At 72.4% G+C, this 22219-nt stretch carries 20 protein-coding genes; 9 read left to right on the top strand and 11 right to left on the bottom strand.

Annotated features, from left to right (window positions below; all coding sequences use genetic code 11):
- Positions 1–21: 21 nt before the first annotated feature.
- Positions 22–261, top strand: a complete 240-nt coding sequence (locus H288_RS0120960) for a hypothetical protein (protein ID WP_020094539.1) — start codon at positions 22–24, stop codon at positions 259–261.
- A 126-nt stretch (positions 262–387) separates the two neighbouring features.
- Here the strand turns inward: H288_RS0120960 and H288_RS0120955 are convergent, their stop codons facing one another.
- Both H288_RS0120955 and H288_RS0120950 read right to left on the bottom strand, forming a co-directional pair.
- Positions 388–690 (bottom strand): hypothetical protein, encoded by a 303-nt coding sequence (locus H288_RS0120955; protein ID WP_234083300.1) that lies wholly within the window; start codon positions 688–690, stop codon positions 388–390.
- A gap of 130 nt (positions 691–820) precedes the next feature.
- Positions 821–2518: a methyl-accepting chemotaxis protein gene (locus H288_RS0120950; protein ID WP_026605157.1), complete on the bottom strand. Its 1698-nt coding sequence runs from the start codon at positions 2516–2518 to the stop codon at positions 821–823.
- 688 nt (positions 2519–3206) lie between these two features.
- On the opposite strand from H288_RS0120950, the gene H288_RS0120945 reads away from it, so the two are divergent.
- The 3 genes from H288_RS0120945 to H288_RS0120935 all read left to right on the top strand — a co-directional run bounded on the left by H288_RS0120945 (position 3207) and on the right by H288_RS0120935 (position 5983).
- Positions 3207–4142: a site-specific integrase gene (locus tag H288_RS0120945; protein WP_020094536.1), complete on the top strand. Its 936-nt coding sequence runs from the start codon at positions 3207–3209 to the stop codon at positions 4140–4142.
- A gap of 289 nt (positions 4143–4431) precedes the next feature.
- Complete coding sequence (locus H288_RS0120940; RefSeq protein WP_020094535.1) at positions 4432–5397, top strand: alpha/beta hydrolase; 966 nt, start codon at positions 4432–4434, stop codon at positions 5395–5397.
- Positions 5398–5563: 166 nt separating this feature from the next.
- Positions 5564–5983 carry a RidA family protein gene (locus H288_RS0120935; protein ID WP_026605155.1) on the top strand — a complete coding sequence of 140 codons (420 nt, stop codon included), beginning with the start codon at positions 5564–5566 and terminating at the stop codon, positions 5981–5983.
- A 41-nt stretch (positions 5984–6024) separates the two neighbouring features.
- Here the strand turns inward: H288_RS0120935 and H288_RS0120930 are convergent, their stop codons facing one another.
- Positions 6025–6819: an ABC transporter permease gene (locus H288_RS0120930; RefSeq protein WP_020094533.1), complete on the bottom strand. Its 795-nt coding sequence runs from the start codon at positions 6817–6819 to the stop codon at positions 6025–6027.
- 106 nt (positions 6820–6925) lie between these two features.
- Positions 6926–7513, bottom strand: a complete 588-nt coding sequence (locus H288_RS0120925; RefSeq protein WP_026605154.1) for a DUF308 domain-containing protein — start codon at positions 7511–7513, stop codon at positions 6926–6928.
- Between the two features lie 165 nt (positions 7514–7678).
- Between H288_RS0120925 and H288_RS0120920 the strand changes: the two genes are divergently transcribed.
- The gene (locus H288_RS0120920) at positions 7679–8578 is read left to right on the top strand and encodes an AraC family transcriptional regulator (protein ID WP_026605153.1); all 900 of its coding nucleotides are present in this window, start codon (positions 7679–7681) and stop codon (positions 8576–8578) included.
- Positions 8579–8629: 51 nt separating this feature from the next.
- Here H288_RS0120920 and uraH read toward each other — a convergent pair whose 3' ends face one another.
- Positions 8630–8995, bottom strand: a complete 366-nt coding sequence (gene uraH / locus H288_RS0120915; protein WP_020094530.1) for a hydroxyisourate hydrolase — start codon at positions 8993–8995, stop codon at positions 8630–8632.
- A 276-nt stretch (positions 8996–9271) separates the two neighbouring features.
- On the opposite strand from uraH, the gene H288_RS0120910 reads away from it, so the two are divergent.
- The 3 genes from H288_RS0120910 to uraD are packed head-to-tail and all read left to right on the top strand — an operon-like array spanning position 9272 to position 12036.
- A complete protein-coding gene (locus H288_RS0120910) occupies positions 9272–10531 on the top strand; it encodes a urate hydroxylase PuuD (protein WP_020094529.1) in 1260 nt (419 codons plus the stop codon).
- A gap of 42 nt (positions 10532–10573) precedes the next feature.
- The gene (gene puuE / locus H288_RS0120905) at positions 10574–11530 is read left to right on the top strand and encodes an allantoinase PuuE (RefSeq protein ID WP_020094528.1); all 957 of its coding nucleotides are present in this window, start codon (positions 10574–10576) and stop codon (positions 11528–11530) included.
- Positions 11527–12036: a 2-oxo-4-hydroxy-4-carboxy-5-ureidoimidazoline decarboxylase gene (uraD, locus tag H288_RS0120900; protein ID WP_020094527.1), complete on the top strand. Its 510-nt coding sequence runs from the start codon at positions 11527–11529 to the stop codon at positions 12034–12036. The genes puuE and uraD overlap by 4 nt, the downstream gene beginning before the upstream one ends.
- Before the next feature lie 10 nt (positions 12037–12046).
- On the opposite strand, the gene H288_RS0120895 is transcribed toward uraD, so the two are convergent.
- The 6 genes from H288_RS0120895 to H288_RS0120870 form a co-directional block, all read right to left on the bottom strand.
- Positions 12047–12976, bottom strand: coding sequence for a LysR family transcriptional regulator (locus H288_RS0120895; RefSeq protein WP_020094526.1), 930 nt, complete (start codon positions 12974–12976; stop codon positions 12047–12049).
- 238 nt (positions 12977–13214) lie between these two features.
- Positions 13215–14231, bottom strand: coding sequence for a hypothetical protein (locus H288_RS0120890; protein ID WP_020094525.1), 1017 nt, complete (start codon positions 14229–14231; stop codon positions 13215–13217).
- Between the two features lie 25 nt (positions 14232–14256).
- Positions 14257–15585 (bottom strand): c-type cytochrome, encoded by a 1329-nt coding sequence (locus H288_RS0120885; RefSeq protein ID WP_020094524.1) that lies wholly within the window; start codon positions 15583–15585, stop codon positions 14257–14259.
- Between the two features lie 8 nt (positions 15586–15593).
- On the bottom strand, positions 15594–16139 hold the full coding sequence (locus H288_RS0120880) for a 2Fe-2S iron-sulfur cluster-binding protein (protein WP_020094523.1): 546 nt from the start codon (positions 16137–16139) through the stop codon (positions 15594–15596).
- A complete protein-coding gene (locus H288_RS0120875; RefSeq protein ID WP_020094522.1) occupies positions 16136–18973 on the bottom strand; it encodes a molybdopterin cofactor-binding domain-containing protein in 2838 nt (945 codons plus the stop codon). Before H288_RS0120875 ends, H288_RS0120880 begins: the two co-directional genes overlap by 4 nt.
- Before the next feature lie 11 nt (positions 18974–18984).
- Positions 18985–20376, bottom strand: coding sequence for a nucleobase:cation symporter-2 family protein (locus H288_RS0120870; protein ID WP_026605151.1), 1392 nt, complete (start codon positions 20374–20376; stop codon positions 18985–18987).
- 441 nt (positions 20377–20817) lie between these two features.
- Between H288_RS0120870 and H288_RS0120865 the strand changes: the two genes are divergently transcribed.
- Positions 20818–22176, top strand: coding sequence for an 8-oxoguanine deaminase (locus H288_RS0120865; RefSeq protein WP_020094520.1), 1359 nt, complete (start codon positions 20818–20820; stop codon positions 22174–22176).
- Positions 22177–22219 lie beyond the last annotated feature (43 nt).

The raw sequence follows: 22219 nt of genomic DNA, 5'->3' as shown, positions 1-22219 counted from the left end.
CAACCGATACGGTGGCGGGCGATGTACAAGCTCCCGCCCGGCAGCCTCTACCGGCTCCGCACCCTCGCGCAGACCGGCGCCCGCTTCTATCAGGTCAGCGGCTACATGCGGCGCATGGAGGTCCTGGGACTGGTTCTCGCGACGGGTCGGACGGATCCGGACGCGAAGACCGTCGAGTACCGCATCACCGAAGCCGGCCGAGCCGAACTCGAGGAGCGTCACGGTCCGGCCTGGCCCGGCTCGGCCGAGGACGAGGCCTGACGCGCGGCGACGGCGCGACCCGAGCGCGATGGCCGGTGTCGCAGCCGCCGCGCGGCGCGAGCGGTTCAGGGAGAGGCCGCCGGCAACGGGGCCGTGACCGGGGCCGTGCCGGCGGATCGTCGACGGCTATCGGCTGCTGCCACCGCTGCCGCCCTGCGGCGACGGGCGCTCCGGCTGGTTGGCGTTGCCCGCGGCTGAGGAGCTGTTGGAACGCGTGTCGGCGGCTTGCCCGGTCGGCGACCCCGTCACCGCGCCCGGCGCGCCGGTCGCGCCCGATTGAGGCGTGACGACGCCCGAGGAGGTCGGCGGCGCGCCCGGCGCGGTGGCCGGCGCCTGCGCGTAGGCCGTCCCGGCGAGGACGGCCGCCAGCGGCGCAGCGGCCGAGAGAGTACGCAAGAGAGTACGGTGTTTCATCGGGACCTCAATCATGGATTAAAGTCTTCAACGCCGGATGCGGGAAGAAGGTTCAGGGCGGACGAGAGCCGCCTTCGCGGATCTCGGTCCTGAAACGGCCCCGTCCGGCGATGAGCCGGACGGGGGCTCGCGGGTCGCCCCCGGATCAGGCGGCTCGGACGGTGGCCATGAAGCGCCCCACCTCGGCAGCGAGATGCTCGGATTGGCGCGACAGCTCGGAAGCCGCTCCCAGAACCTGGCTCGCCGCCGCGCCCGTCTCCTCGGCCGCGCCGGCCACGCCGGCGATGTTGCTGGTCACTTCGCCGGTGCCCATCGCGGCCTGGCTGACGTTGCGGACGATCTCCTGCGTCGCCGCGCCCTGCTGCTCCACGGCCGCGGCGATCGAGGTGGCCACGTGGCTGATCTCCTGGATCCGCACGGTGATCGACCCGATGGCCGATACGGCCTGACCGGTGGAGGCCTGAACCCGGGCGATCTGCCCGGTGATCTCCTCGGTGGCCTTGGCGGTCTGCTCGGCCAGAGCCTTCACCTCCGTTGCCACGACCGCGAAGCCGCGGCCGGCGGCACCCGCGCGGGCCGCCTCGATGGTGGCATTCAGGGCGAGCAGGTTGGTCTGTCCCGCGATGGTCGAGATCATGCCGACGACGTCGCCGATGCGCGCGACCGACGCGCTCAGTTCCTGCACCAGCGCGCCGGTCTGGTCGGCCTCGTTGACCGCCACCCGCGCCATGTCGGCGGAGCCGTCGACCTGCCGGCCGATCTCCTGAACCGAGGAGCCGAGTTCCTCGGCGGCGGCGGCGACCGTGTTGACGTTGCTGGCGGCTTCCTCGGCCGCGGCCGCCACGGTGGTCGACCGGCTGGCCGTCTCGGTGGCCGTCGCCGTCATCGTCTGCGCCGTGGCCTGGAGTTCGGTGGCCGAGGACGAGACCATGCCGATGATCCCGCCGACCGCGCGCTCGAAACCGTCGGCGAGCTCGACCATCGTCCGCTTGCGTTCGACGGCCGCCGCCGCGTCGGCAATGCGCCGGATCTCGGCCTGCTCGGCGGCCTTCTGCGCCACCATGGCCTTGATGCCCTCGACCGCCTTGCCGACGGCACCGATCTCGTCGCCGCGGGCGGCCTCCTCGATCTCGGCGTCGACCTCGCCCCTGGCCATCCGCTGCAGCACGCCGACGAGGCTGGCCAGCGGCCGGTTGATCCCGAACAGCACGATCCCGCCGAGGATCCCGAATGCGACGAGAAGGCCCGACGCGGCGATGACCGTGAGCGTCAGCTTGATCTGCTCGGCGACGGCGACGGCGTGGTCCCTGGAGGCTCTGAGCTCCCTGGCGTTCGTCTCGGTCCGCATCTGGACGCCTTCCAGCACTTTGGCCCGCGCGGGGCGGCCCTCGTCGACCGAGATCGTCCGGGCCCCTTCGGCATCGTTCTTCATGCCCAGGGCGATGGCGCGGTCGGCCGCCGCGAAATACGCGCCCATATCGACCTTGATGGCTGCGTTCGCCGAATGCCGAGCCGGGGTGTCCGCGAGGGCGATGAGGCGGTCGATCGCCTCGTAGGCGAGCGTCCGCTCGCGCTGGAAGTGCTGACGCTCGGCAGCCATCGTGGCCGGATCGGTCTGTATGATGATGTTCTTCTCAGAGATCGTCGCGTTGCTCATGGCCAGCGCCATCTGCAGCGCTGTGACGGCGCGAACGGCGGCCACGTCGACGATCTGCTGGGTGTTCTTCTCGAGCTCGTCGATCGCCGACCGCGCGAAGAAGACGATGCCGATGGCGGTCGCGAGCAGCAGGGCGGCCGGTATCGCGATCTTGGTGCCCAATCGCAAATTGCGAAACCGACCCATGACATCCCCTCCAGTGTTCAGGATCGCAGAGAGCTCCGCAGCTTGCTCAATGCGGAAGGCGTTGAGCCAAGATGCGGGTGCGAAACTAAATGCAGGTTAATGATCGCAGTCTTCTTGCCAGGGATATCCAATAGTGATTTGAGGTTGCGCGCTCGGCGTCAGAGCGTGATCAATAAAAACCGCGCTCGTCCGGGATTAAAATTCCGCGGCGTGCTTCACAACCGCTGGATGAACTTCCGTCGAGCGCGTGACCGCAATCACGGACACCTTCCCGCGGCGGTGTTCCAACGTCGCGACCCGGGCGCAGCGACGCTGCCGGGGGGTGACCATCCGGACGAACCGGAGAAGCACTGCCGGCGGGCCGGGCGGCTGGCTCGGACCGTTGGCGGACCGTCTGCCCGGATGCGGAGGCGAGGTGGCGCCACCCCCGACCCGATCACACGGTTCCGCCGGACGCTCCGACTCGCCGCGGCGGGTGATGCCGGCCCGCAGATCCGCGCGATCGCGCGCCGTTCCCGACCTGCCGCGGAGCGCGGATATCCTGTCCGCTCGTGGACCGTTCGCGAGGCACGCAGCCCACCCTCCTCCGCGAGCGGGGAGGCCCGGGCCGCGCCGCATCGGCCAGCGTCTGATAACCCTTTCTTATCAGACGTAGCGTCACGCTCAGGCGCGACCGAGGGAGAGAGCCATGACGCTGCCCGCCACGCTTGCCGCCCGCGCCCGCGCCTTCGCCGACGAGGCGCTCTCGGAGAATTCCCGTCGGGCCTACCGCGCCGACTGGCAGCACTACGCGCGCTGGTGCAGCGGCCACGATCTCGCGCCCCTCCCCGCGGGTCCCGAGCAGGTGGCGAGCTACCTCACCTCCATGGCCGAGACCCACAAGCGCGCGACGATCGAGCGTCGGCTCGTCACGATCGGTCAGGCGCACAAGCTCCAGGGGTTGCCGTGGGTCCCAGCCCATCCGGCCGTCCGGGCGGCGCTGCGCGGGATGTTCCGGCGCTACGGCAGGCCGAAGAAGCAGGCCGCCGCGCTCGGCGTGCCCGAAACGCTCCGGATCGTCGCGGCCTGCGAAGGGACGGTCGCCGCGCTCCGGGACCGCGCCCTATTCCTGTTGAGCTTCGCCGGCGCGTTCCGGCGCTCCGAGGTCGCGCGGATCCGCCACGAAGATCTCGCGTTCCGGGACGGCGCCGTCGATGTCTTCCTGCCGCATTCGAAAGGTGATCAGGACGGCGAGGGCACGGTCGTGACCGTCCTGGCGGGCGGGAGCCCCGCGACCTGTCCGGTTGCCGCGCTCCGGCGCTGGCTGCAGGCGGCGCCGGCCGACGGCTACGTCTTCCGGGCCGTCCGGGCGGACGGCACCGTGATGGACGACGGGCTGCATCCGGACTCGGTGGGCCGCATCGTTCAGAAGCGCGCGGCGGAAGCCGGCCTCGTCGCCGGACCGCGCGAGCGCATCTCCGCCCACGGGTTCCGCGCGGGCTTCATCACCGAGGCGTACAGGCGCGGATCGCGCGACGAGGAGATCATGGCGCATTCCCGCCACCGGGATCTCAAGACGATGCGGGGCTACGTCCGCCGGGCCAAGCTCGCCGACGCGCATCCGGGCCGCAACCTCGGCCTCTAGCGCCGGGGCGGCGCTTCGGGCCTTCGGGAAGCCCGCGGTCGCCGCCGCGGCGGCCGTCGACCGTTTCACGGCAGGGAATGGTGAATTGCGACGACTCGCTGTTCCGGAGCGCGCCGCGTCCCTGCATCATGGTCGCGCCGTCGGGTTCGCGCGTCCGGGCCGCGGCCCGGTCAGGCCGATCGCCGTCCCGCACGGCGGTCGCGCCGTCCGACCCGGCGGTGACGATCCCGACGCATGCCGTCCCGCCAGGATGAGGCGCGCGATGACGCGACACACGCACGGAGACGAGATGACGGGGCGCGGACCGGCCCGCGCGACGCGGCGGCGTGTGCTCGCCGGCGGCGTGCTGGCGACGGGCGCGGCGGCGTCGGGCGCCGTGCGGGCGGAGGTCCACCCCGCGCGGGCCGGAGACGTCCGCCACGGCACGGTCCGGGCCGACGGCGTGGACGTCTTCTACCGGGAGGCCGGTCGCCCCGACGCCCCGGTCATCCTGCTGCTGCACGGCTTCGCCAACTCGTCCTTCTACTTCCGGCACCTCATGCCGAGGCTGGCCGATCGCTTCCGCCTGATCGCGCCGGACCTGCCCGCCTTCGGGTTCACGCACGTCCCGGTGGATCGCGCTTACGTCTACGACTTCGCGTCGCTGTCGCGCACGACGGAGGCGTTCGTCGGCGCGCTCGGCCTCGACCGCTACATCCTCTACACGTTCGATTACGGGGCGCCGGTCGGATGGGATCTGGCGCTCGCCCATCCCGACCGCGTCGCCGGCATCGTGTCCCAGAACGGCAACGCCTATCTCGACGGGCTCGGCGACGCGGCCTGGGCGCCGCTGCGGGCCTACTGGGCCGCGCCGAACGCGGCCGCCGTCGCGGCGATCCGCGCCCGCATGACCCTCGACGGCGTCAGGGCCGCCTACGTCCAGGGTGTGCCCGACCCGTCCCGCATCGAGCCCGAGACCTACACGCTCGACGCGGCCATCCTGGCGCGGCCGGGCAACGTTGACCGGCAGGTCACGCTCAAGCTCGACTACAAGCGCAATCTCGAGCGTTACCCGCTGATCCAGGCCTTCTTCCGCGCCCGCCGCCCGAAGCTCCTCGCCGTCTGGGGGCGCAACGACGCGTTCTTCATCCCGCCCGGCGCCGAGGCGTTCCGGCGCGACATCCCGGAGGCCCGCGTCACCTTCCTCGACACCGGGCACTTCGCCCTGGAGACGGACGGCGACGCGATCGCGGAGGAGATCCGGCGCTTCTTCTGACCCTCTCCACCGGGCATGGCGCGGACCGGATCGGACCGCCGCATCCGACACTATCCCCGGCCTGATCGTGACCCTACGGTCGCGGACCTGGATCACGGAGATCGGGCGGGTCGCGCCCGTCGAAAGGGAGATCGCGGTGCCGCAACCCCAGTCCGCCTCGTCGGCCATGCTGTTCCACATGGTCTCCGGAGGGCCGCAGCCGGTCGCCCCCTTCAGCCACGCGGTCGAGGTCGACGGCTTCGTCTTCGTCACGGGTCAGATGCCCGACACGCCGGACAGGCCCGGCGTCCTGCCCGACGGGATCGAGGCGCAGACCCGCAACGTGATGGCCAATCTCGCGACGGTCCTGGCCGGCCTCGGCCTCGGCCTCGAGAACGTCGTCGTCGCGCGCGCGTTCCTGACCGAGTTCAAGCGCGACTACGCCGCCTTCAACGCCACCTACAGATCCTTCTTCCCGCCCGACCGGCTGCCGGCCCGCACCTGCGTGGGCACGACCGGGCTCGCCTACGACGCCCTGGTCGAGATCGACCTGATCGCCCACCGCGGCGGCGCGACGTCGCCGTCGTCGGACGCGCGATCGGGCTGAGCCGCGTCCTCCGCGCCCGGGCCGATCGGACGCGTCCGCGCTCAGCCTCGCAGCTGGCCGCCGCCGCGCACGACCAGGCCCAGGCCGACACACGCCGCGGTCAGGCCGAACACGACGACGTAGAGATGGTCGACCTGCAGTCCGGCAGCCGGGTAGTAGGCCGACCTCATCCATTCCGCGACCTGCAGGGCCGGATTGAACTTGGCCCAGTAGTACAGCCGTTCCGGCAAGTAGCTCGGCAGGAAGAGGACGCCGCTGGACACGTAGAGGATGATGCTGAACAGGGCGTAGCCGATCAGCCATCCGGGGAAGAAGCCGATGATCGCGACGTTGATCGTGCCGATCCCGATCCCGAGCGCGATCGCGGCGAGGTAGCCGCCCACCGCCGTCAGCGGGTCCGCCGGGACCGGGTTCGTGCCGAGCGCGACCAGGACACCGCTCACGACCAGCAGGGCCAGGAAGCCGGTGACGATCTCGACGAGCACGCGGGAGAACACCAGGTCGAACAGCCTGACCTGCGGGTAGTAGGTCAGCGGCCGGTTGACGATCACGGACTTCATGACTTCGCGCGAGATGTACTGGAAGACGAGCACGGGCACGGCGCCCGTCGCGAAGAACAGGGCCCTGTCGTCGCCGAGCGGCGCGGGCAGCTTCTGAACCGTGTAGATCGTGATCAGCACGAAGACGTGCACGCACGGCCAGAGAACGACGACCCCGTAGCCCCACATCGACGCGCCGAAGCGGGTGCGCATGTCGCGCAGCATCAGCGCGTGCAGGACGTGGAGGTAGGCCTCGACCGCGTTCCTCCGCGGCTTCACGCTCGTTCGCGCGCCCATGGACCATGGCCTCTGCTGTCCGACGGCGGTCGGGAGGGGACGACGGTGCGGATGTCCGGGGGCCGGGGCGATGATCGAGGTCGGATCCGCCCGGCCGCATCGGCGCCTAGGCGGCGCGCGCCCGCGACGCGTCCCGCAGGCGCGTCACCGTCAGCCAGGCCGCGGAGACGAGGAAGTAGAAGGCGCCGAACGCCGCGTAGGGCGCGACATCCACGATCCCGGGGACCGCGGCGCCGGCCGCCTGCCGGATGAAGAAGCCGCCGGCGAGCGCCGATTGCGCGCCGCTCAGGACCATGGCCCACTGGGCGCCGGCCCGCCAGCGGCGCGCGCCGGTGAGAAGCTGGAGCAGTCCCGAGAGGATGGCCCAGGCGCCGAACACCGCGAGCACCGCGTTCGGGCCCCGTCCGAGGGCGACCGCGACCGCGACCGCGATCGCGGTCGCCGCGCTGATCGCCGCGTTGAGGGCCTGGCTGGGACTGCCCGCGAGGCCGCCGTTGCGCCGGGCGTCGGCCAGGTTGGCGAGCGCGTCCCAGGCGGGATAGGCGACCAAGAGCGTCGCGGCGACCGCCGGCATGCCTCTCCCGAGGCCGAGCGCGGCGGCCACCCAGGCGGCGGCGACGCCGGCACGCACGAAGTAGTAGGCGGTGAGCCAGGGCAAGGCAGGACCGCGATCGCGCTGCGGGTCGGTTCTCATCGTCGGCTCCTTCGTGTACTGAGCGCGGCTCGACGGACCGGATCTATTCGTGAACAAGGCAGATGGACACGATAGATGCCGATTTATAGCTTCGTAGATCCGGACGCGCCGAGCGAATACGCGCTTCGATGGGCCCACGTTTAGGATCGGGAGCCGGGGCCAGCCATGTCGGAAACGCTGGAAAACTTGACCGATCTTCCGGAGGGCGGGCCGCGCAGCGCCGCGTCCGGCGACCTGCTGTCCCACGTGCTCGCGCAGATCCGCCTCACCGGGGACCGCGTCGAGTCCCGGCCGGTCGCGCCGGGCGAGCGCCTGGATCTGGATGCCGGCGCAGGCCACGTCCTCGTGGTGATCGCGGGCGCCCTCATCCTCGAAGGCGACGGCGAGTCCCTCGCGGTCGGCCCCGGCGACCTGCTGTTCCTGCCCCGCGGCCTCGGAACCGGGCGGTTGGTCGCCGCCGAGGGCGCGGACGTCGTCGCCTGCCGGTTCTGGTTCGATCCCTACACGCTCCGCAGCATGATCGCGCTCCTGCCGAAGCAGATCTGCATCCGGCGCGAGGAGGGCGCCGGATGGCTCGACGGCCTCGTGCATTTCCTGCTGGTCGAGACGACCGACGCCGAACCCGGCGCGGCCCTGATGATCTCGCGCATCATCGACCTCGCGGTCATCCGCACGCTGCGGACCTGGGTTCATCTCGGCCGGACGTCGGGGTGGCTGGCCGGCCTGGCCGATCCCCGCATCGCCCGCGCCCTCAAGGTCATGCACGAGAGGCCGCTGCAGCGCTGGAGCGTGGAGGCCCTGTCGGACGTCGCCGGCATGTCGCGGTCGAGCTTCTGCGAGCGGTTCAACGCGCTCGTAGGTCGCTCACCCCTGCGCTACCAGAACGAGTGGCGCCTGAACCTCGCGCGGGACATGCTCGCCGCGGGCGACGCCCGCGTCGGCGAGATCGGCCTGCGCGTCGGATACGAGTCGGAGGCGGCGTTCAGCCGGGCCTACAAGGCGCTGTTCGGCCACTCGCCCCGGGAGGCGACCGGTCGCGCCGCCGGGGCGCGGTCGGAAAGCTGAGTTCCGGCGCTCCGGCAGGCTCCGCCCGGGCCGATGCCGGCCGATCCCGTGTCAGCTCCCGCGATAGGTGGAGTAGCTCCACGGCGTGATGAGCAGCGGGACGTGATACTTGGCGTCCGGGTCCGAGACGCAGAAGCGCACCGGCACGCGGTCGAGGAACGGCCGCTCGGCGCCGGCACCCGTCCCGGCGAAATAGGCGCCAACGGCGAAGACGAGCTCGTAGGTCCCGGGCGTCAGGGCGTCGCCCGCGAGCAGGGGGGCGTCGGTCCGTCCGTCGCCGTTGGTCGTGGCCGACGCGACGGTCTCCCCGGTGCCGTCCCCGCTGCCGTCCCCGGCGAGGCGCCGGAGCTCGACGGTGACCCCGGCCGCCGGCTTGCCGGCGGCCGTGTCGAGGACGTGTGTCGAAAGATGGCCCATCGGCGTCCTCCCGGACGGAAAGGCCCGCGCCCGCGGCCCGAGGCGGGCGAAGGTCTGTCGGGCCGAAGGAGACGGTGGAGACGAGCACGGGGCGGGGGGCTCGGACAACCCGGAAAGCGCCCGGCATTTTCCGAACGATTTTGAAGGTCCTTGGCGCCGCGGCGGGTCGCTGCCGGCCGCGGTTCGGGGCACACCCGGGGTCGCGGCTCGGGCCGAACCACGAGCCGACATCGAGGCCGAACCCGGCCCCACGACAGATCGCGGAGGATCCGTCCCATGTATCCGATCCTGCACGAATGGGGCGGGTTCCTCATTCGATGGACCCACGTCGTCGCCGCGATCGCCTGGATCGGCGCGTCGTTCTACTTCATGCATCTCGACGCCAGCTTGCGCGCCATTCCGGCAATCCCGACCGGCAAGGGCGGCGAGGCCTGGGAGGTGCACGGCGGCGGCTTCTACCAGGTGCGCAAGTATCTCGTCGCGCCCGACCGGATGCCGGAGCACCTGATCTGGCACAAATGGCAATCCTACGCGACCTGGCTGTCGGGCTTCTCGCTGCTGTGCTGGGTCTATTACGGTCAGGCCGACCTCTACCTGATCGATCCGGCGGTCCGCGTGATCACGCCGATGACCGGGGCGGCCATCGGCCTCGGCGCCCTCGCCCTCGGCTGGCTGATCTATGACGGGCTCAACCGCTCGCCCCTGGCCAACCGGCCGCCGCTGCTCGCGGCCGCCGTGTTCCTCACGGTCGTCGCCTTCGCGTACGGCTTCCAGCAGGTCTTCTCCGGCCGGGCCGCGATGCTGCACACGGGCGCGGTGATCGCGACCTGGATGACCGGCAACGTGTTCTTCGTCATCATGCCCAACCAGCGCAAGGCGATCGCCGAGCTGGTCGCGGGCCGGGTCCCGAACCCCGCCTGGGGCAAGCAGGCGAAGAACCGCTCGTCCCACAACAACTACCTGACGCTGCCGGTGCTGTTCTTCATGCTGTCCGGCCACTACCCGATGGCGTGGTCCTCGCCCTACAGCTGGACCATCGTCGGCCTCGTGGTGATCGCGGGCGGCGTCGTCCGCCACTACTTCAACGTGCGCAACGCCGGTGGGGGCGACCGCTGGTGGACCTGGGGCGTCGCGACGGCCTGTGTGGCGGTGGCGGTCGCGATCAGCGTCGCCTCGTCGCCGGGCGCCCGCGAGCAAATCGGCCTGTCGACCGCCGCCGAGGCGGCCCCGGCTCCGGCCCCGGCGATCAGCCTCGCGGCGGCCGGGGCGGGCGCGCTCGAGGGCCCCGCGGTCGACGACGCCGTGATGGCCGTGGTCGGGACGCGCTGCGCCATGTGCCACGCCGCCGAGCCCCTGTGGCCGGGCCTGACGAGCCCGCCCAAGGGCGTGCTCCTCGACAGCCCCGAGCACGTCGCGCGCTTCGCGCCGGCCATCCGCCTGCAGGCCGTCCTGACGCACGCGATGCCGCCGAACAACATCACCGACATGCAGCCCGAGGAGCGCGCGGCGCTCGCCCGCTGGCTCGCCGCGCGATAACCGTCGGACCCCGTCTATTCGCGCCAACGCAGGATCCCGCCCGTGACCGCACCGGATACAGACGGCCCCCCGCGCGACTTCGTCGGCTACGGCGAGGCGCCGCCCGACGCCCGCTGGCCCGGCGGCGCCCGCGTCGCCGTCCAGTTCGTGCTGAACTACGAGGAGGGCGGCGAGCGCTCCGTCCTCGACGGCGACCCCCACGCCGAGATCTTCCTCTCCGAGATCGCCGGGGCCACGCCCTTCCCCGCGCGGCACATGAGCATGGAGAGCCTCTACGAGTACGGCGCGCGCGCGGGCGTCTGGCGGATCCTGCGCCTGTTCCGCGAGCGCGGCGTGCCCCTCACGGTCTTCGGCGTCGCGCAGGCGCTCGCCCGCAATCCGGCCGCCGTCGAGGCCTTTCTCCGCGACGGCCACGAGATCGCCGGCCACGGCTGGCGCTGGCTGCCCTACCAGGACGTCCCGGAGGCGATCGAGCGGGAGCACCTCGCCCGCGCGGTCGAGACGATCCGGAGCCTGACCGGCGAGACGCCGCTCGGCTGGTACACCGGCCGCGACAGCCCGAACACCCGGCGGCTCGTGGTCGAGCAGGGCGGCTTCCTCTACGATTCGGACAGCTACGCCGACGACCTGCCCTACTGGGTCCGCGTCGCCGGCCGGGACCACCTCGTGGTGCCCTACACCCTCGACACCAACGACATGCGCTTCTCGATCCCCGGCGGCTTCCCGTCGGGCGAGCAGTTCTTCGCGCACCTGCGCGACGCCTTCGACTGCCTCTACGAGGAGGGGGCGAGCGCCCCGAAGATGCTGTCGATCGGGCTGCATTGCCGCCTCGTCGGGCGCCCGGCGCGCCTGCCGGCCCTCGCCCGGTTCCTCGACCACGTCCTGGCCCGTTCCGACGTCTGGGTGACCCGGCGGATCGACATCGCCCGGCACTGGGCGGCCCACCATCCTCCCGGCGCCCCGGCGGCGGGACCGACCCCGGAGAGGACAGGTCCGTGATCACCATCGCCGCGCTCAACGCGCTCGCGCGCGACGCCTTCGTGGACCTCCTCGCCGAGGTCTACGAGCACTCCCCCTGGGTCCCCGAGGCGGCCTTCGACCGCGGGCCCTTCGCGGGGCGCGCGGACCTGCACGCGGCGATGGAGGCGACGGTCGCCGGCGCCGACCGCGTCCGCCAGCTCGCGCTGCTGCGGGCGCATCCCGAGCTCGCCGGGCGGGCCGCCCAGCGCGGCGCGCTCACCGCGCATTCCAGCCGCGAGCAGGCGGGAAGCGGATTGCTGGGCGGCCCCTCCCCCGCGGTGGCGCGGCTGCGGGACCTCAACCGGGCCTACGCCGAGCGCTTCGGCTTCCCGTTCATCATCGCGGTCCGGGGCCTCGACCGCGACGCGATCCTCGCCCGGCTGGAGCAGCGGCTCGGCAACCCGCCGGAGACCGAGCGGGCCGAGGCCCTGCGGCAGGTTGGACGGATCGCCGCCCTGCGCCTTGAGGCCCTCGTCGCGGCCTGAGGCGCCCGCCTCAGACCGCCCGGCCGCCGACCAGGGCGAGCTGCTCGCTCACGTGCTGGCGCAGGGCCTCGTGCGTCATGTCGACGAAGGTCTTGGTCCGGGCCGACAGCATCTTGCGGGACGGGTAGAGCAGGCCGAGCGTCACGCTGGTCGGCGGGGTGTGCTCCAGGACCGGGACGAGCCGACCCTCGGCGATGTGCGCCGCGACCTCGAACAGCGGCTTCAGGACGATGCCCTCGCCGGCCAGCGCCCAGGCGGTGAGCGTGTCGCCGTCGTCGGCATCGATGTGCCCCGAGACCGGCAGGGTCACGGTCTCCTGCCCGTCGACCAGGGTCCAGCGGAACTGCTCGGCGCCGGGATAGCGCAGCAGCAGGCAATCGTGCTGCAGCAGGTCCGCCGGCTCGGCGGGCGCGGGGTGCCCGGCCAGGTAGGCCGGCGCCGCGCACAGGACCCGCTCGATCTCCGCGACTTTGCGCAGGGTGAAGGTGGAATCGCGCATCTGCGACAGGCGGACCGCGACGTCGACCGCCTCCTGCACGAGGTCGAGGAGGTGCTCCGACAGGCGCAGCCGGACATCGGTCTCGCCGTGGCGGGCGCGGAAGCGGGGCACGAGCGGCGCGACGACCCGGCGGCCGAGGCCGAGCGGCGCCGTCACCTTCAGCACCCCGCGCGGCACCGCGCCCGCGGTCTCGACGCTCTTCTCGGCTTGCTCGACCGCCGCGGTGATGTCGAGGCAGCGGTCGTAGAAGATCCGGCCGGCCTCCGTGAGGCTCATGCGCCGCGTCGTCCGGGTGAGCAGGAGGCAGCCGAGATGCTCCTCCAGGGTCTGGATCCGGTAGCTCACCACCGACGGTGACAGCCGCAGCGAGCGGCCGGCGGCCGAGAAGCTTCCTGTCTCCGCCGAGCGCAGGAAGATGCGGATGCTCTCCAGGGAAATCATGGGCGGGGATCGTTAGGAGCAGTTCGGACCTGTCAACGGACTGTCCCGCCAATGTGAACTCGGCGTCCGACCCGATCATCCTCCGCGGCGTGACGCTTCGGTCGGTGCAGCCCGCTCCGTCATTGCGAGCGCAGCGAAGCAACCCAGGGCTGCGGGACATCGGGGAACGTGGTGCCGGCTGGATTGCTTCGCTCCGCTCGCAACGACGGCGGAACCGATCTGATCGACCGAAACGGCATCAGAAGACGTGGAACGCGACGCCGGCGAGGAAGCTCTTCTCCTCGGTGCCCTTGAAGGTCGCGGTCTCGACGTTCCCGAACTTGTTGTGCCAGTACTGGAACCCGACGAAGACATCGACCCGGTTGGGCTGATCGTAGACGAGCTTGCCGAGATCGAGCACGAGGTTGGTGCGCGACAGGAATTCGAGCCCGCGGGGCGGGTTGAAGGCGAAGGCGGCCGGGTTGCTCACGCCCCGCCCCTTCGGCAGCACGATGTTGTTGAAGCCGACGAGGCTGAGCGGCAGCCCCGTGAAGGTCAGGGGAAAGTTGTAGACCAGCTCGAATTCCGGGACCGTGTCGAAGCTCTGGTCGCGGTCCGGCTGGAGATTGAACCCGTTCCGGTTCCACTCCTTGTAGGCTTGCACGGAGAGGTTGAGAAAGCCCGCCGGCACGTCGAAGGCGAAGTTCAGGCCGCCGACGATGTCGCGCTTCTTCGAGCCGAAGGCGTCGTTCTGGGCGTTGGCGTCGAAGCCGAAGGCCAGCGACACCTCCTTGACGAGGCCGGGAACCGTGAAGGCCTTCGTGCCCGTGAGCGCGTTGAGGCTCAGCGTGCCGCGATACAGCCCGTAGGCTTCGGTGTTGCCGTAATCGGCGAAGAACGGGGCGGCGACGGAGCCCGGCGCGTTGGTGGTGCCGGCCGGGAACTGGGACCCGGACTTGAGGATGTCGAGGGAGAAGAAATTCGTCCCGTAGGCCCAGGCATCGGCGTGGGAGATGTTCAGGATGTGCTTGGGCGCCGCGCGGGAGACGAAGCTGCCGTCGGGGCGCTGGATCTGGATTCCTGGCGAGACGGTGGGGAACTGGTAGCGGTAGCTGATCTGGGTGTCGGCGAAGAGGAAGAACGGGCCGTCCTCCACCACCGTCGTGGCCTCGGGCGCCACCGGCGCCGAGGAGGCCGTCCCGAGGTCCTGCGCCCCCGCCGCGCACGTCATCCCGAGCGGCAGCAGCGCGGCCGCGATCCGACAAGCCATGGTCATGTCCGCCCCCTCCTCCCGGCCGCCTTCAGTGCGAAGCGTCGGCCCGCAAACCCGCGCGCTGGCGCGCGACCTCGTCCGGCGTGACCGCCTGACCCTGCCCGCCCCACTCGGCCCGCATCCAGGTCGCGAGGTCGGCGAGCGCCGCGTCGTCGATCAGGGCGGCGAAGGGCGGCATGGCCTCCATCCGCTCGTTGCCCGGGAAGCGCTGCGCCGGGAGCCCGACGAGGATCGCCCGCAGGAGACCGCCCGCGCCCGCGACCCGCATCGCGGTGTTCGTCCGCAGCGGCACGGAGACGTGGGGGATCCCCTCCCCCGCCCCGCCGTGGCATCCGGCGCAGAGGCCGGCGTAGCTGGCCCGACCCCGGGCCGCGACCGCCGCGGGGATCGCCGCGGGGGGGACGGCGACCGGCGTCTCGGGCTCGGCGGGCAGGGCGTCGCGGTCGAACAGGTAGGCGGAGAGCGCCGTGAGGTCGGCCGCGTCCATGTGCTGTGTCGAGAAATGCACGACGTCGAACATCTGGTGCGTCGCGCCGCCCTGGGCCGAGAGCCCCGTGCGCATGAACCCGACGAGCCCGTGCGGGGTGAAGCCCATACGCGCGAGGCCCGCGGGCGTGATGTCGGGCGCCTCGACGCCCTCGATCGTGGCGCCGCGATAGACGGCGTCCGGGCGCATGGCCTGGATCACGGTGCGCGGCGTGTGGCACTCGCCGCAATGGCCGAGGGCGTCGGCGACGTAGCGGCCCCGGTTCCACAGGGGTGAGCGGCCCGGATCGGGCGCGGCGACGGTCGCCGGCAGGCTCAGGAGGTTCCAGGCCGCCAGGGTCCAGCGCTGGTCGAACGGGAAGGCGAGGGTATTGGCCCTGTTCTCCACCGCGACCGGCGCGCGGGTCATCAGGTAGGCGTAGAGGGCGTCGACATCCTCCGGCGTCAGGCCGCGATACGACGTGTAGGGCATCGCCGGGTAGAGGTGGCGTCCGCCCGGCGCGATCCCGTCGCGCAGGGCCCGGTGGAAGTCGGCGCGGCTCCAGCCGCCGATGCCCTGCGGGCTCGGCGAGATGTTGGTGGCGTGGATCGTGCCGAAGGGCGTCTCCAGGGGCAGTCCCCCCGCCCAGGGGGCGCCGCCCCGGGCCGTGTGGCAGGCGAAGCAGTCGGCCGCGGCGGCGACCTTGGCGCCGCGGGGGGCGAGGCCGCGCACGGCCTCCGCGCTCAGCGGGGTCTCGACGGCGCGCGCGACGACGCTGCGCTCCAGGGCGCCGAAGGCGACGAGGCCGGCCGCCGAGACGGCCACCGCGAGGGCGGCGGCGAGCCCGGCGCCGACGCGCCGCGCGGGGGTGGTGAGGGACGGGATCCGCACGGCGCGCCTCAGGCGGTCACGAGACCGGGGGTCGCCAGCACGAGGTCGCGCACCGCCTGATGGTAGCGGACGTAGCCCGTGCAGCGGCAGATGTGGCGGTCGAGCGCCTCGGTGACGACCCGCTCGACCTCGTCGCGGCGGATCGGCTCGCGGCGCAGGCGCTCGATCAGCACGCTCGCCCCGGTGACGAAGCCCGGCGTGCAGTAGCCGCACTGGAAGGCGAAATTCTCGATGAAGGCCTGCTGGACCGGCGAGAGCACGACGGTGCCGTCCGGCGCGGTGCGGGCATGGCCCTCGACGGTGCGGATGCTCCGCCCCTCGAACCAGTGCGCGCCGGTGATGCAGGCGCGGATCTCCCGCGGGCCGGCCGCCTCCTCCAGCATCACCGTGCAGGCGTGGCAGATGCCCTGCCCGCAGCCCATGCGGCTGCCGGTGAGGCCCAGCCACTCGTGCAGGACGTCGAGCAGGCTCGTGCCGACGGGGACGGGGATCGGACCGACCGCCGCGCCGTTCACGCGGAGCGAGAGGTCCTTGATCTCGATGGCGGCGCTCATGCCAGTGCCTCGCGGATGCGCTCGGGCCGGATGGGGAGTTCGTGGAAGCGGTGGCCGATCGCGTGCGCGACGGCGTTGGCCAGCGCCGGGACGACGGCGATCATCACGACCTCGGCGATGCCCTTGGGCGGGTCGGTCTCGGAGAGCGGCGGCAGGATCTCCACCGTCTGGTTCCACGGGGCCACGTCGCGGGCGCGCGGGAGCTCGTAGCGGTTCCAGTTCCACGTGCCGTCGCCGGGGCCGTCCTCGTAGAGGGGCAGCACCTCCTTGAGGGCGTGGCCGATCCCCATGGCGAGGCCGCCCTGCACCTGGCCGGAGACCAGCTCGGGCACGATCTGGCGGCCGCACTCGAGGATCGAGTGGTGGGACAGGATCGTCACGTCGCCGCTGGCGGTGTCGACCGCGACCTCCGCCAGGGTGGCCATCGGCGCGTAGTAGGTCGTGCCGACATTGTTGCGCTGGGTCGGCGGGTAGAAGACCGCCGCCCGGGGCACGAAGTGCCAGCCCGCATCCGCCATCAGGGCGCGGCGCTCGGGCGGGGCCCCGGCGCCGTAGCGCACCGCCAGGGCGTCGACCGGCAGGCGCGTCCGGCCCGTTGCGGGCAGGTCGAACTCGGCCTCGGCCCATTGCCAGCGGTTGAAGGTGTGGAGGGTCACGCCCACCGGCAGCCCGAGCCGGTGCGCCTCGGCGGCCACCGCCTCCAGGGACAGCGGCGGCAGGCCGCCGCCCAGCACTTGCCCGTCCACCAGCCGCAGGTCCTCGCGGGCGACCACGTGGTAGGAAGCCAGCGCCCCGCCGCCGCCGCCCCGCGCCCAGAGCGCGCGGGCGGCGGGCCAGACGGCGTGGTCGACGAGGAACCGCGCGGCCGTCCGGGTGGCGTGGCCGAGGTAGTAGGCGGAGTTGGTCGCGCTCATCGGCGAGGTGAAGCGCGGCGTCCAGCGGGGGTTCTGCGCCCGGCGGTCCTCCTCTTCCTGGGACGTCGTGTAGGGCTGGTCGGAGGTCTCCAGCGGCATCTCGGGCCAGCGCACCACGCCGAACGCGGTCTCCGAAGGCACCCGGCCGAGGATCTCGGCCACCATGACCGCCTGCGAGGTGGTGACGCCCGGGCCCATCTCGTGGGCGACGTGGCGCAGGCTCAGGCGGCCCCGCGGGTCGAGCTCCAGCGACGCGACCGCCGCCTCGGCGCCCGTGCCGTAATCCTTGTGCACCTGCGCGAAGCCGACGCCGTAGCGGCGGCCGGGATGGACGGCCTCGTAGGCAGCCTTGCGCGCCGCCCGGTCCCGCCAGAGCGGGTGCGCGGCGGCCTTCGTCAGGATCTCCGCGTTGCGCAGCGCCCCGGCCGGGACCGCGCCCTGGCTGTTGCGCTGGCCCGAGCGGAGCACGTTGCGCAGGCGCAGGTCGATCGCGTCGATGTCCAGGAGCGCCGCCGCCTCGTCGACCATCATCTCGGTGGCCGACATGGTCTGGAGCGTGCCGAAGCCCCGGGTCGATCCGGCCTCCACGGCCCGCGAGGCCAGGGCGATCGCCTGGAAGTCGCTCTTCGGCAGGTAGTAGATCGACTGCGCCGCGGTGGCGCCGACGAAGGAGACCGCGACGGAGTAGTTGGGGCGCCCGCCGCCGTCGCAGGCGAAGCGCCCGGTCATGGCCCGGAACCGGCCGCTGGCCCGGTCCACCAGCAGGACGTTGTCCATGCGGAAGGCGTGGCGCTTCAGCCCGTTCTGGAACTGCTCGAACCGGTCGTTGGCGAGGCGCACCGGCCGGCCGCCCGCGTAGAGCGCGGCCACGACGCAGAGGAACGGGAAGATGTGGTGGTCCTTCGTCCCGTACCCGACCGTGTAGCCGACCTTGAGATCGACCTCCCTGAGCGGGAACCGGGATTTCGAGACCAGCGCGGCGGCGGCCTCGGCCACGTCGTAGGGCGACTGCGTCGCCATCATCAGGCGCAGCGTGCCGGTGGCCGGATCGTACCAGACGTTGCCGTTGTCGGCCTCCATGGCCGAGGCGTCCGTCGACTGCGACCGGTAGGTCCGCCGCATCACCAGGGCGTCCGCGCCGGCGCCGTCGATCTCGGCGGCGATGGCGGCCGCCGCCGCCATGCCCCGGGCGAAGGGGCCGTCGTCGCCGGCCTTCGGCCAGGCGGGCTCGTCGCCGGAGAAGCCGGCGAAGATCGGGGACTGCGCGAACGGCGAGAACCGGTCGGGCGCGTCCGGCGCGTCGCCCTCGATCCGCACCCAGCGCGAGGCGCCGTAATGGGCCGGCGGCCTGGGACCGGTCTCGGCACCGTACTGCACGACGTCGTCGGCGAAGCGCAGGGCGCGCTTGGCCGCGGCGAAGCGCGGGAAGTCGGCGTAGATCAGGATCGCCACCGGCTGCCCGAGCAGGCGCGGCGTCTCGCCCTGCGGCACGAGGAACCAGTCGCCGAAGAAGTCGGCGTGCGGGACCGAGACCCCGTCCGCCACCAGGTCCTCGTGCCGGACGATCCGGTCCGGCCGCAGGGCGGCCGGGAGCCGCGACAGGTCGAGGCCGGCGAAGCGGCGGTCGGCGCGGGTCGCCGCGACGAGGAAGGCGTGGGCTTGGCCGTCGGGCCAGCCGGCGAGGTCGCGGGCCCGGTAGTCGCGGGAGAAGGTCTTGGCGCCCGTGACCTTGGCGACGGCGTCGAGGCGGTAGCGGGGCCGGCCCGGCGCGGCCCACGGGGAGCCGGCGGACAGGCCGCTCTCGGCGAGCTGCGCCCGGGCCGGGGGCGCCAGGAAGGAGACCTTCACGGCGACGCCCGCCGCCGCGCCGGCCTTCAGGAAGTGGCGCCGCGAGAGCGCCTTGGTCGCTTCGGCCGACATGGCTTCTCCCCTCAGGCCCGGTCCAGGACGGCCGCGTGCGGGAAGGCGGGCTCCGCGTCGGCGACGCGGTGCTCGGCCCCGGCACCGAGACGGTCCGAGTTCAGCAGCAGGTTGAGGACGATCGCCCCGATGGCGCCGAGGGTGATCCCGCTGTGCAGGATCGGCCCGGCCCAGTCCGGCGCCGTGGCGGCGAAGAGCTTCGGCGCCGCCATCGGGATCAGGCTCAGGCCGATGCTGACCGCGACGACGATCTGGTTCCGGCGATCCCCGAGATCGGCGCCGCCCACGATCTTGAGGCCCGCCGCCGCGACCATGCCGAAGATCACGATGCCGGCGCCGCCGAGCACGGCCGGCGGGATCGACGCCACCGCGAAGGCGACCTTGGGCAGGAGGCTGACGCCCAGGATGATGAAGCCCGCCGCGACCGTGACGTAGCGGCTGCGCACCCGCGTCATGTTCACGAGGCCGACGTTCTGGGAGAACGAGGTGTGCGGGAAGGTGTTGAGGCAGCCCGCGATCAGCGTCGAGAGCGAGTCCGCCATCAGGCCGCGGGTCAGGGTCCGCTTGTCCACCGGGCGCCCGACGATGTCGCCCACCGCCAGGAACATGCCGGTCGACTCGACCAGCGTGACCATCATGACGATGCACATCGCCGCCACGGCCGTCAGGTGGAAGGTCGGCCAGCCGAAGTGGAACGGCGTGACGAGGGCGATGAGCGGGCGCTCGGCCAGCCCGTCGAGGCGGAACAGGCCGAGCGGCCAGGCGAGGCACAGGCCCGCGGCGAGGCCGATCAGCACGGCGACGTTGGCGACGAAGCCGGTGGCGAAGCGGCTGACCACCAGGATCACCGCCAGCACGAAGGCCGCGACGCCGAGATGGACCGGGGCGCCGAAATCGGCGGCCCCGAAGCCGCCGCCCGCCCAGTTGATCCCGACCGGCAGCAGCGTGACGCCGATGATCAGGATGACCGTGCCGGTGACCAGCGGCGGGAAGAAGCTCGCGAGCCTGGAGAAGAACGGCCGGAGCAGCAGGCCGAACACCCCCGCCCCGATGGTCGCGCCGAAGATGCCCGGCAGGCCGATCATCGGGTCCTGCGCCATCGCCACCATCGGGCCGACCGCCGCGAAGCTGACGCCCATGATGACCGGCAGGCGGATGCCGAAGATCCCCAGGCCGAGGGACTGGATCAGGATCGCGATGCCCGTCACCAGCAGGTCGCAGTTGATCAGGTAGGCGACCGTCTCGGTCGGCAGGTTCATCGCCGCGCCGAGGATGAGCGGCGGCGCGACAGCCCCCGCGCTCATCACGAGCACGTGCTGCATGCCGTAGGCGAGGAGCTTGGGAAGGGGCGGGATCGCGTCGACCGCGTCCACCTCGCGCGTTGTCCTGTCGTGAGACGTCATGGGCGTGTCCTCCGCCAGCCGGGACCTGTCGAGGCGTCGTCCCGTGATGGTGTCGTCGGGGACCCGGCAGCGGTGGCCGGACCTCTTCCGGGTCCGGGCCGCCAGGAGCGGGTGTGGGGCCAGTCGCAGGGCGGGCCGTGGCGGCACGCCCGGGGGGCGGGGGAGCGGGCTCTCGGCGGCCGCTCCGGGGTCATGCGCTGCCGACTTGGCTGGCTCTCAAACCTTGCATGGCTGGCCGCGAATGCCATGCCGGGATTTCGGAAGCAGTTTGCGAAAAATCGCCAAGGTGGCCGGTGGCGGCTGCCGTATGCTGCGGCCCGCTGACGGCCCCGAGACGGTGCGCCCGGCACGGCGTTCCTGCTGCCAGAGGGCGGCATCTGGCCGTGGGGAGGCGTCGCGGCCCGTCCGGCGCGACCTCCAGGGCGTACCCGGAGAGACGCGATGACCTCCCTGCTGCTGACGAACGCCGACATCCTGGTGACGATGGACGCGCAGCGCCGGGAGATCCCCGGCGGCGCGGTCTACGTGGAGGACAACCGCATCGTCGCCGTCGGCCCCGCCGCCGAGGTGCCGCAGCGGGCCGATACCGTCCTCGACCTGCGCGGCCACGCGGTGATGCCGGGCCTCGTGAACACCCACCACCACATGTACCAGACGCTCACCCGCGCGGTGCCGGCCGCGCAGGACGCCGAGCTATTCGGCTGGCTGAAGGCGCTCTACCCGATCTGGGCCCGGCTCACGCCCGAGATGGTCCGCGTCTCGACGCAGACCGCGATGGCGGAGCTGATCCTCTCGGGCTGCACCACGTCGAGCGACCACCTCTACATCTACCCGAACGGTTGCCGGCTCGACGATTCCATCGAGGGTGCCGAGGAGATCGGCATGCGCTTCCACGCCGCCCGCGGCGCGATGAGCGTCGGGGAGAGCGCGGGCGGACTCCCGCCGGACTCGGTCGTCGAGGACGAGGCGGCGATCCTCGAAGACACGCGCCGTCTGATCGAGCGCTGGCACGATCCGGAGCGCTTCGCCATGCGCCGGATCGTGGTGGCGCCCTGCTCACCGTTCTCGGTGAGCCGCGGCCTGATGCGCGATGCCGCCGAGCTGGCCCGGCACTACGGCGTCTCGCTCCACACCCACCTCGCGGAGAACGACGACGACGTCCGCTACAGCCTGGAAAAATTCGGGATGACGCCGGCGGAGTACGCCGCCGACCTGGGCTGGACGGGCCCGGACGTGTGGCACGCCCACTGCGTCAAGCTCGACCGCGCCGGCATCGCGCTGTTCGGCCGGACCGGGACCGGGGTGGCCCACTGTCCCTGCTCCAACATGCGCCTCGCCTCGGGCATCGCGCCCGTCCGGCAGATGCGGTGCGCGGGCGTGCCGGTCGGGCTCGGCGTCGACGGCTCGGCCTCCAACGACGGGTCGCACATGCTGGGCGAGGCGCGGCAGGCCATGCTGCTCGCCCGCGTCGGCTTCGGGCCGGCGGCCATGACCGCGCGGGAGGCGCTGGAGATCGCGACGCTGGGCGGCGCGAAGGTGCTGAACCGGGACGATATCGGCGCGCTGGCCCCCGGCATGGCGGCCGACATCGTCGCCTTCGACCTGCGCGGCCTCGGCATGGCGGGGGCGCTGCACGACCCCGTCGCCGCCCTCACCTTCTGCGCGCCGCAGACGGTGGCCTGGAGCGTCATCAACGGGCGGATCGTGGTGCGCGAGGGCCGCCTGACGACCCTCGACGCCGGGGCGCTGACCGCCCGCCACAACGCCCTCGCGGCGGCCCTCGTGCGGGACGAGGCGTAGGCCGGCCTACTCATCCTCCGCAGAGGGGCTCGCGGATCCAGAC

The sequence above is a fragment of the Methylobacterium sp. 285MFTsu5.1 genome (assembly GCF_000383455.1).
Classification (GTDB): domain Bacteria; phylum Pseudomonadota; class Alphaproteobacteria; order Rhizobiales; family Beijerinckiaceae; genus Methylobacterium.
Note: the sequence above shows the minus strand (reverse complement) of the source record. Positions and strands in the feature narration are given on the sequence as shown.

Excerpts from the sequence above, each read along its gene's own strand:
- H288_RS0120960 (WP_020094539.1), top strand. The coding sequence starts at position 22 with ATGTACAAGCTCCCGCCCGGCAGCCTCTACCGGCTCCGCACCCTCGCG.
- H288_RS0120955 (WP_234083300.1), bottom strand. The coding sequence starts at position 690 with ATGATTGAGGTCCCGATGAAACACCGTACTCTCTTGCGTACTCTCTCG.
- H288_RS0120950 (WP_026605157.1), bottom strand. The coding sequence starts at position 2,518 with ATGGGTCGGTTTCGCAATTTGCGATTGGGCACCAAGATCGCGATACCG.
- H288_RS0120945 (WP_020094536.1), top strand. The coding sequence starts at position 3,207 with ATGACGCTGCCCGCCACGCTTGCCGCCCGCGCCCGCGCCTTCGCCGAC.
- H288_RS0120940 (WP_020094535.1), top strand. The coding sequence starts at position 4,432 with ATGACGGGGCGCGGACCGGCCCGCGCGACGCGGCGGCGTGTGCTCGCC.
- H288_RS0120935 (WP_026605155.1), top strand. The coding sequence starts at position 5,564 with ATGCTGTTCCACATGGTCTCCGGAGGGCCGCAGCCGGTCGCCCCCTTC.
- H288_RS0120930 (WP_020094533.1), bottom strand. The coding sequence starts at position 6,819 with ATGGGCGCGCGAACGAGCGTGAAGCCGCGGAGGAACGCGGTCGAGGCC.
- H288_RS0120925 (WP_026605154.1), bottom strand. The coding sequence starts at position 7,513 with ATGAGAACCGACCCGCAGCGCGATCGCGGTCCTGCCTTGCCCTGGCTC.
- H288_RS0120920 (WP_026605153.1), top strand. The coding sequence starts at position 7,679 with ATGTCGGAAACGCTGGAAAACTTGACCGATCTTCCGGAGGGCGGGCCG.
- uraH (WP_020094530.1), bottom strand. The coding sequence starts at position 8,995 with ATGGGCCATCTTTCGACACACGTCCTCGACACGGCCGCCGGCAAGCCG.
- H288_RS0120910 (WP_020094529.1), top strand. The coding sequence starts at position 9,272 with ATGTATCCGATCCTGCACGAATGGGGCGGGTTCCTCATTCGATGGACC.
- H288_RS0120895 (WP_020094526.1), bottom strand. The coding sequence starts at position 12,976 with ATGATTTCCCTGGAGAGCATCCGCATCTTCCTGCGCTCGGCGGAGACA.
- H288_RS0120890 (WP_020094525.1), bottom strand. The coding sequence starts at position 14,231 with ATGACCATGGCTTGTCGGATCGCGGCCGCGCTGCTGCCGCTCGGGATG.
- H288_RS0120880 (WP_020094523.1), bottom strand. The coding sequence starts at position 16,139 with ATGAGCGCCGCCATCGAGATCAAGGACCTCTCGCTCCGCGTGAACGGC.
- H288_RS0120875 (WP_020094522.1), bottom strand. The coding sequence starts at position 18,973 with ATGTCGGCCGAAGCGACCAAGGCGCTCTCGCGGCGCCACTTCCTGAAG.
- H288_RS0120870 (WP_026605151.1), bottom strand. The coding sequence starts at position 20,376 with ATGACGTCTCACGACAGGACAACGCGCGAGGTGGACGCGGTCGACGCG.
- H288_RS0120865 (WP_020094520.1), top strand. The coding sequence starts at position 20,818 with ATGACCTCCCTGCTGCTGACGAACGCCGACATCCTGGTGACGATGGAC.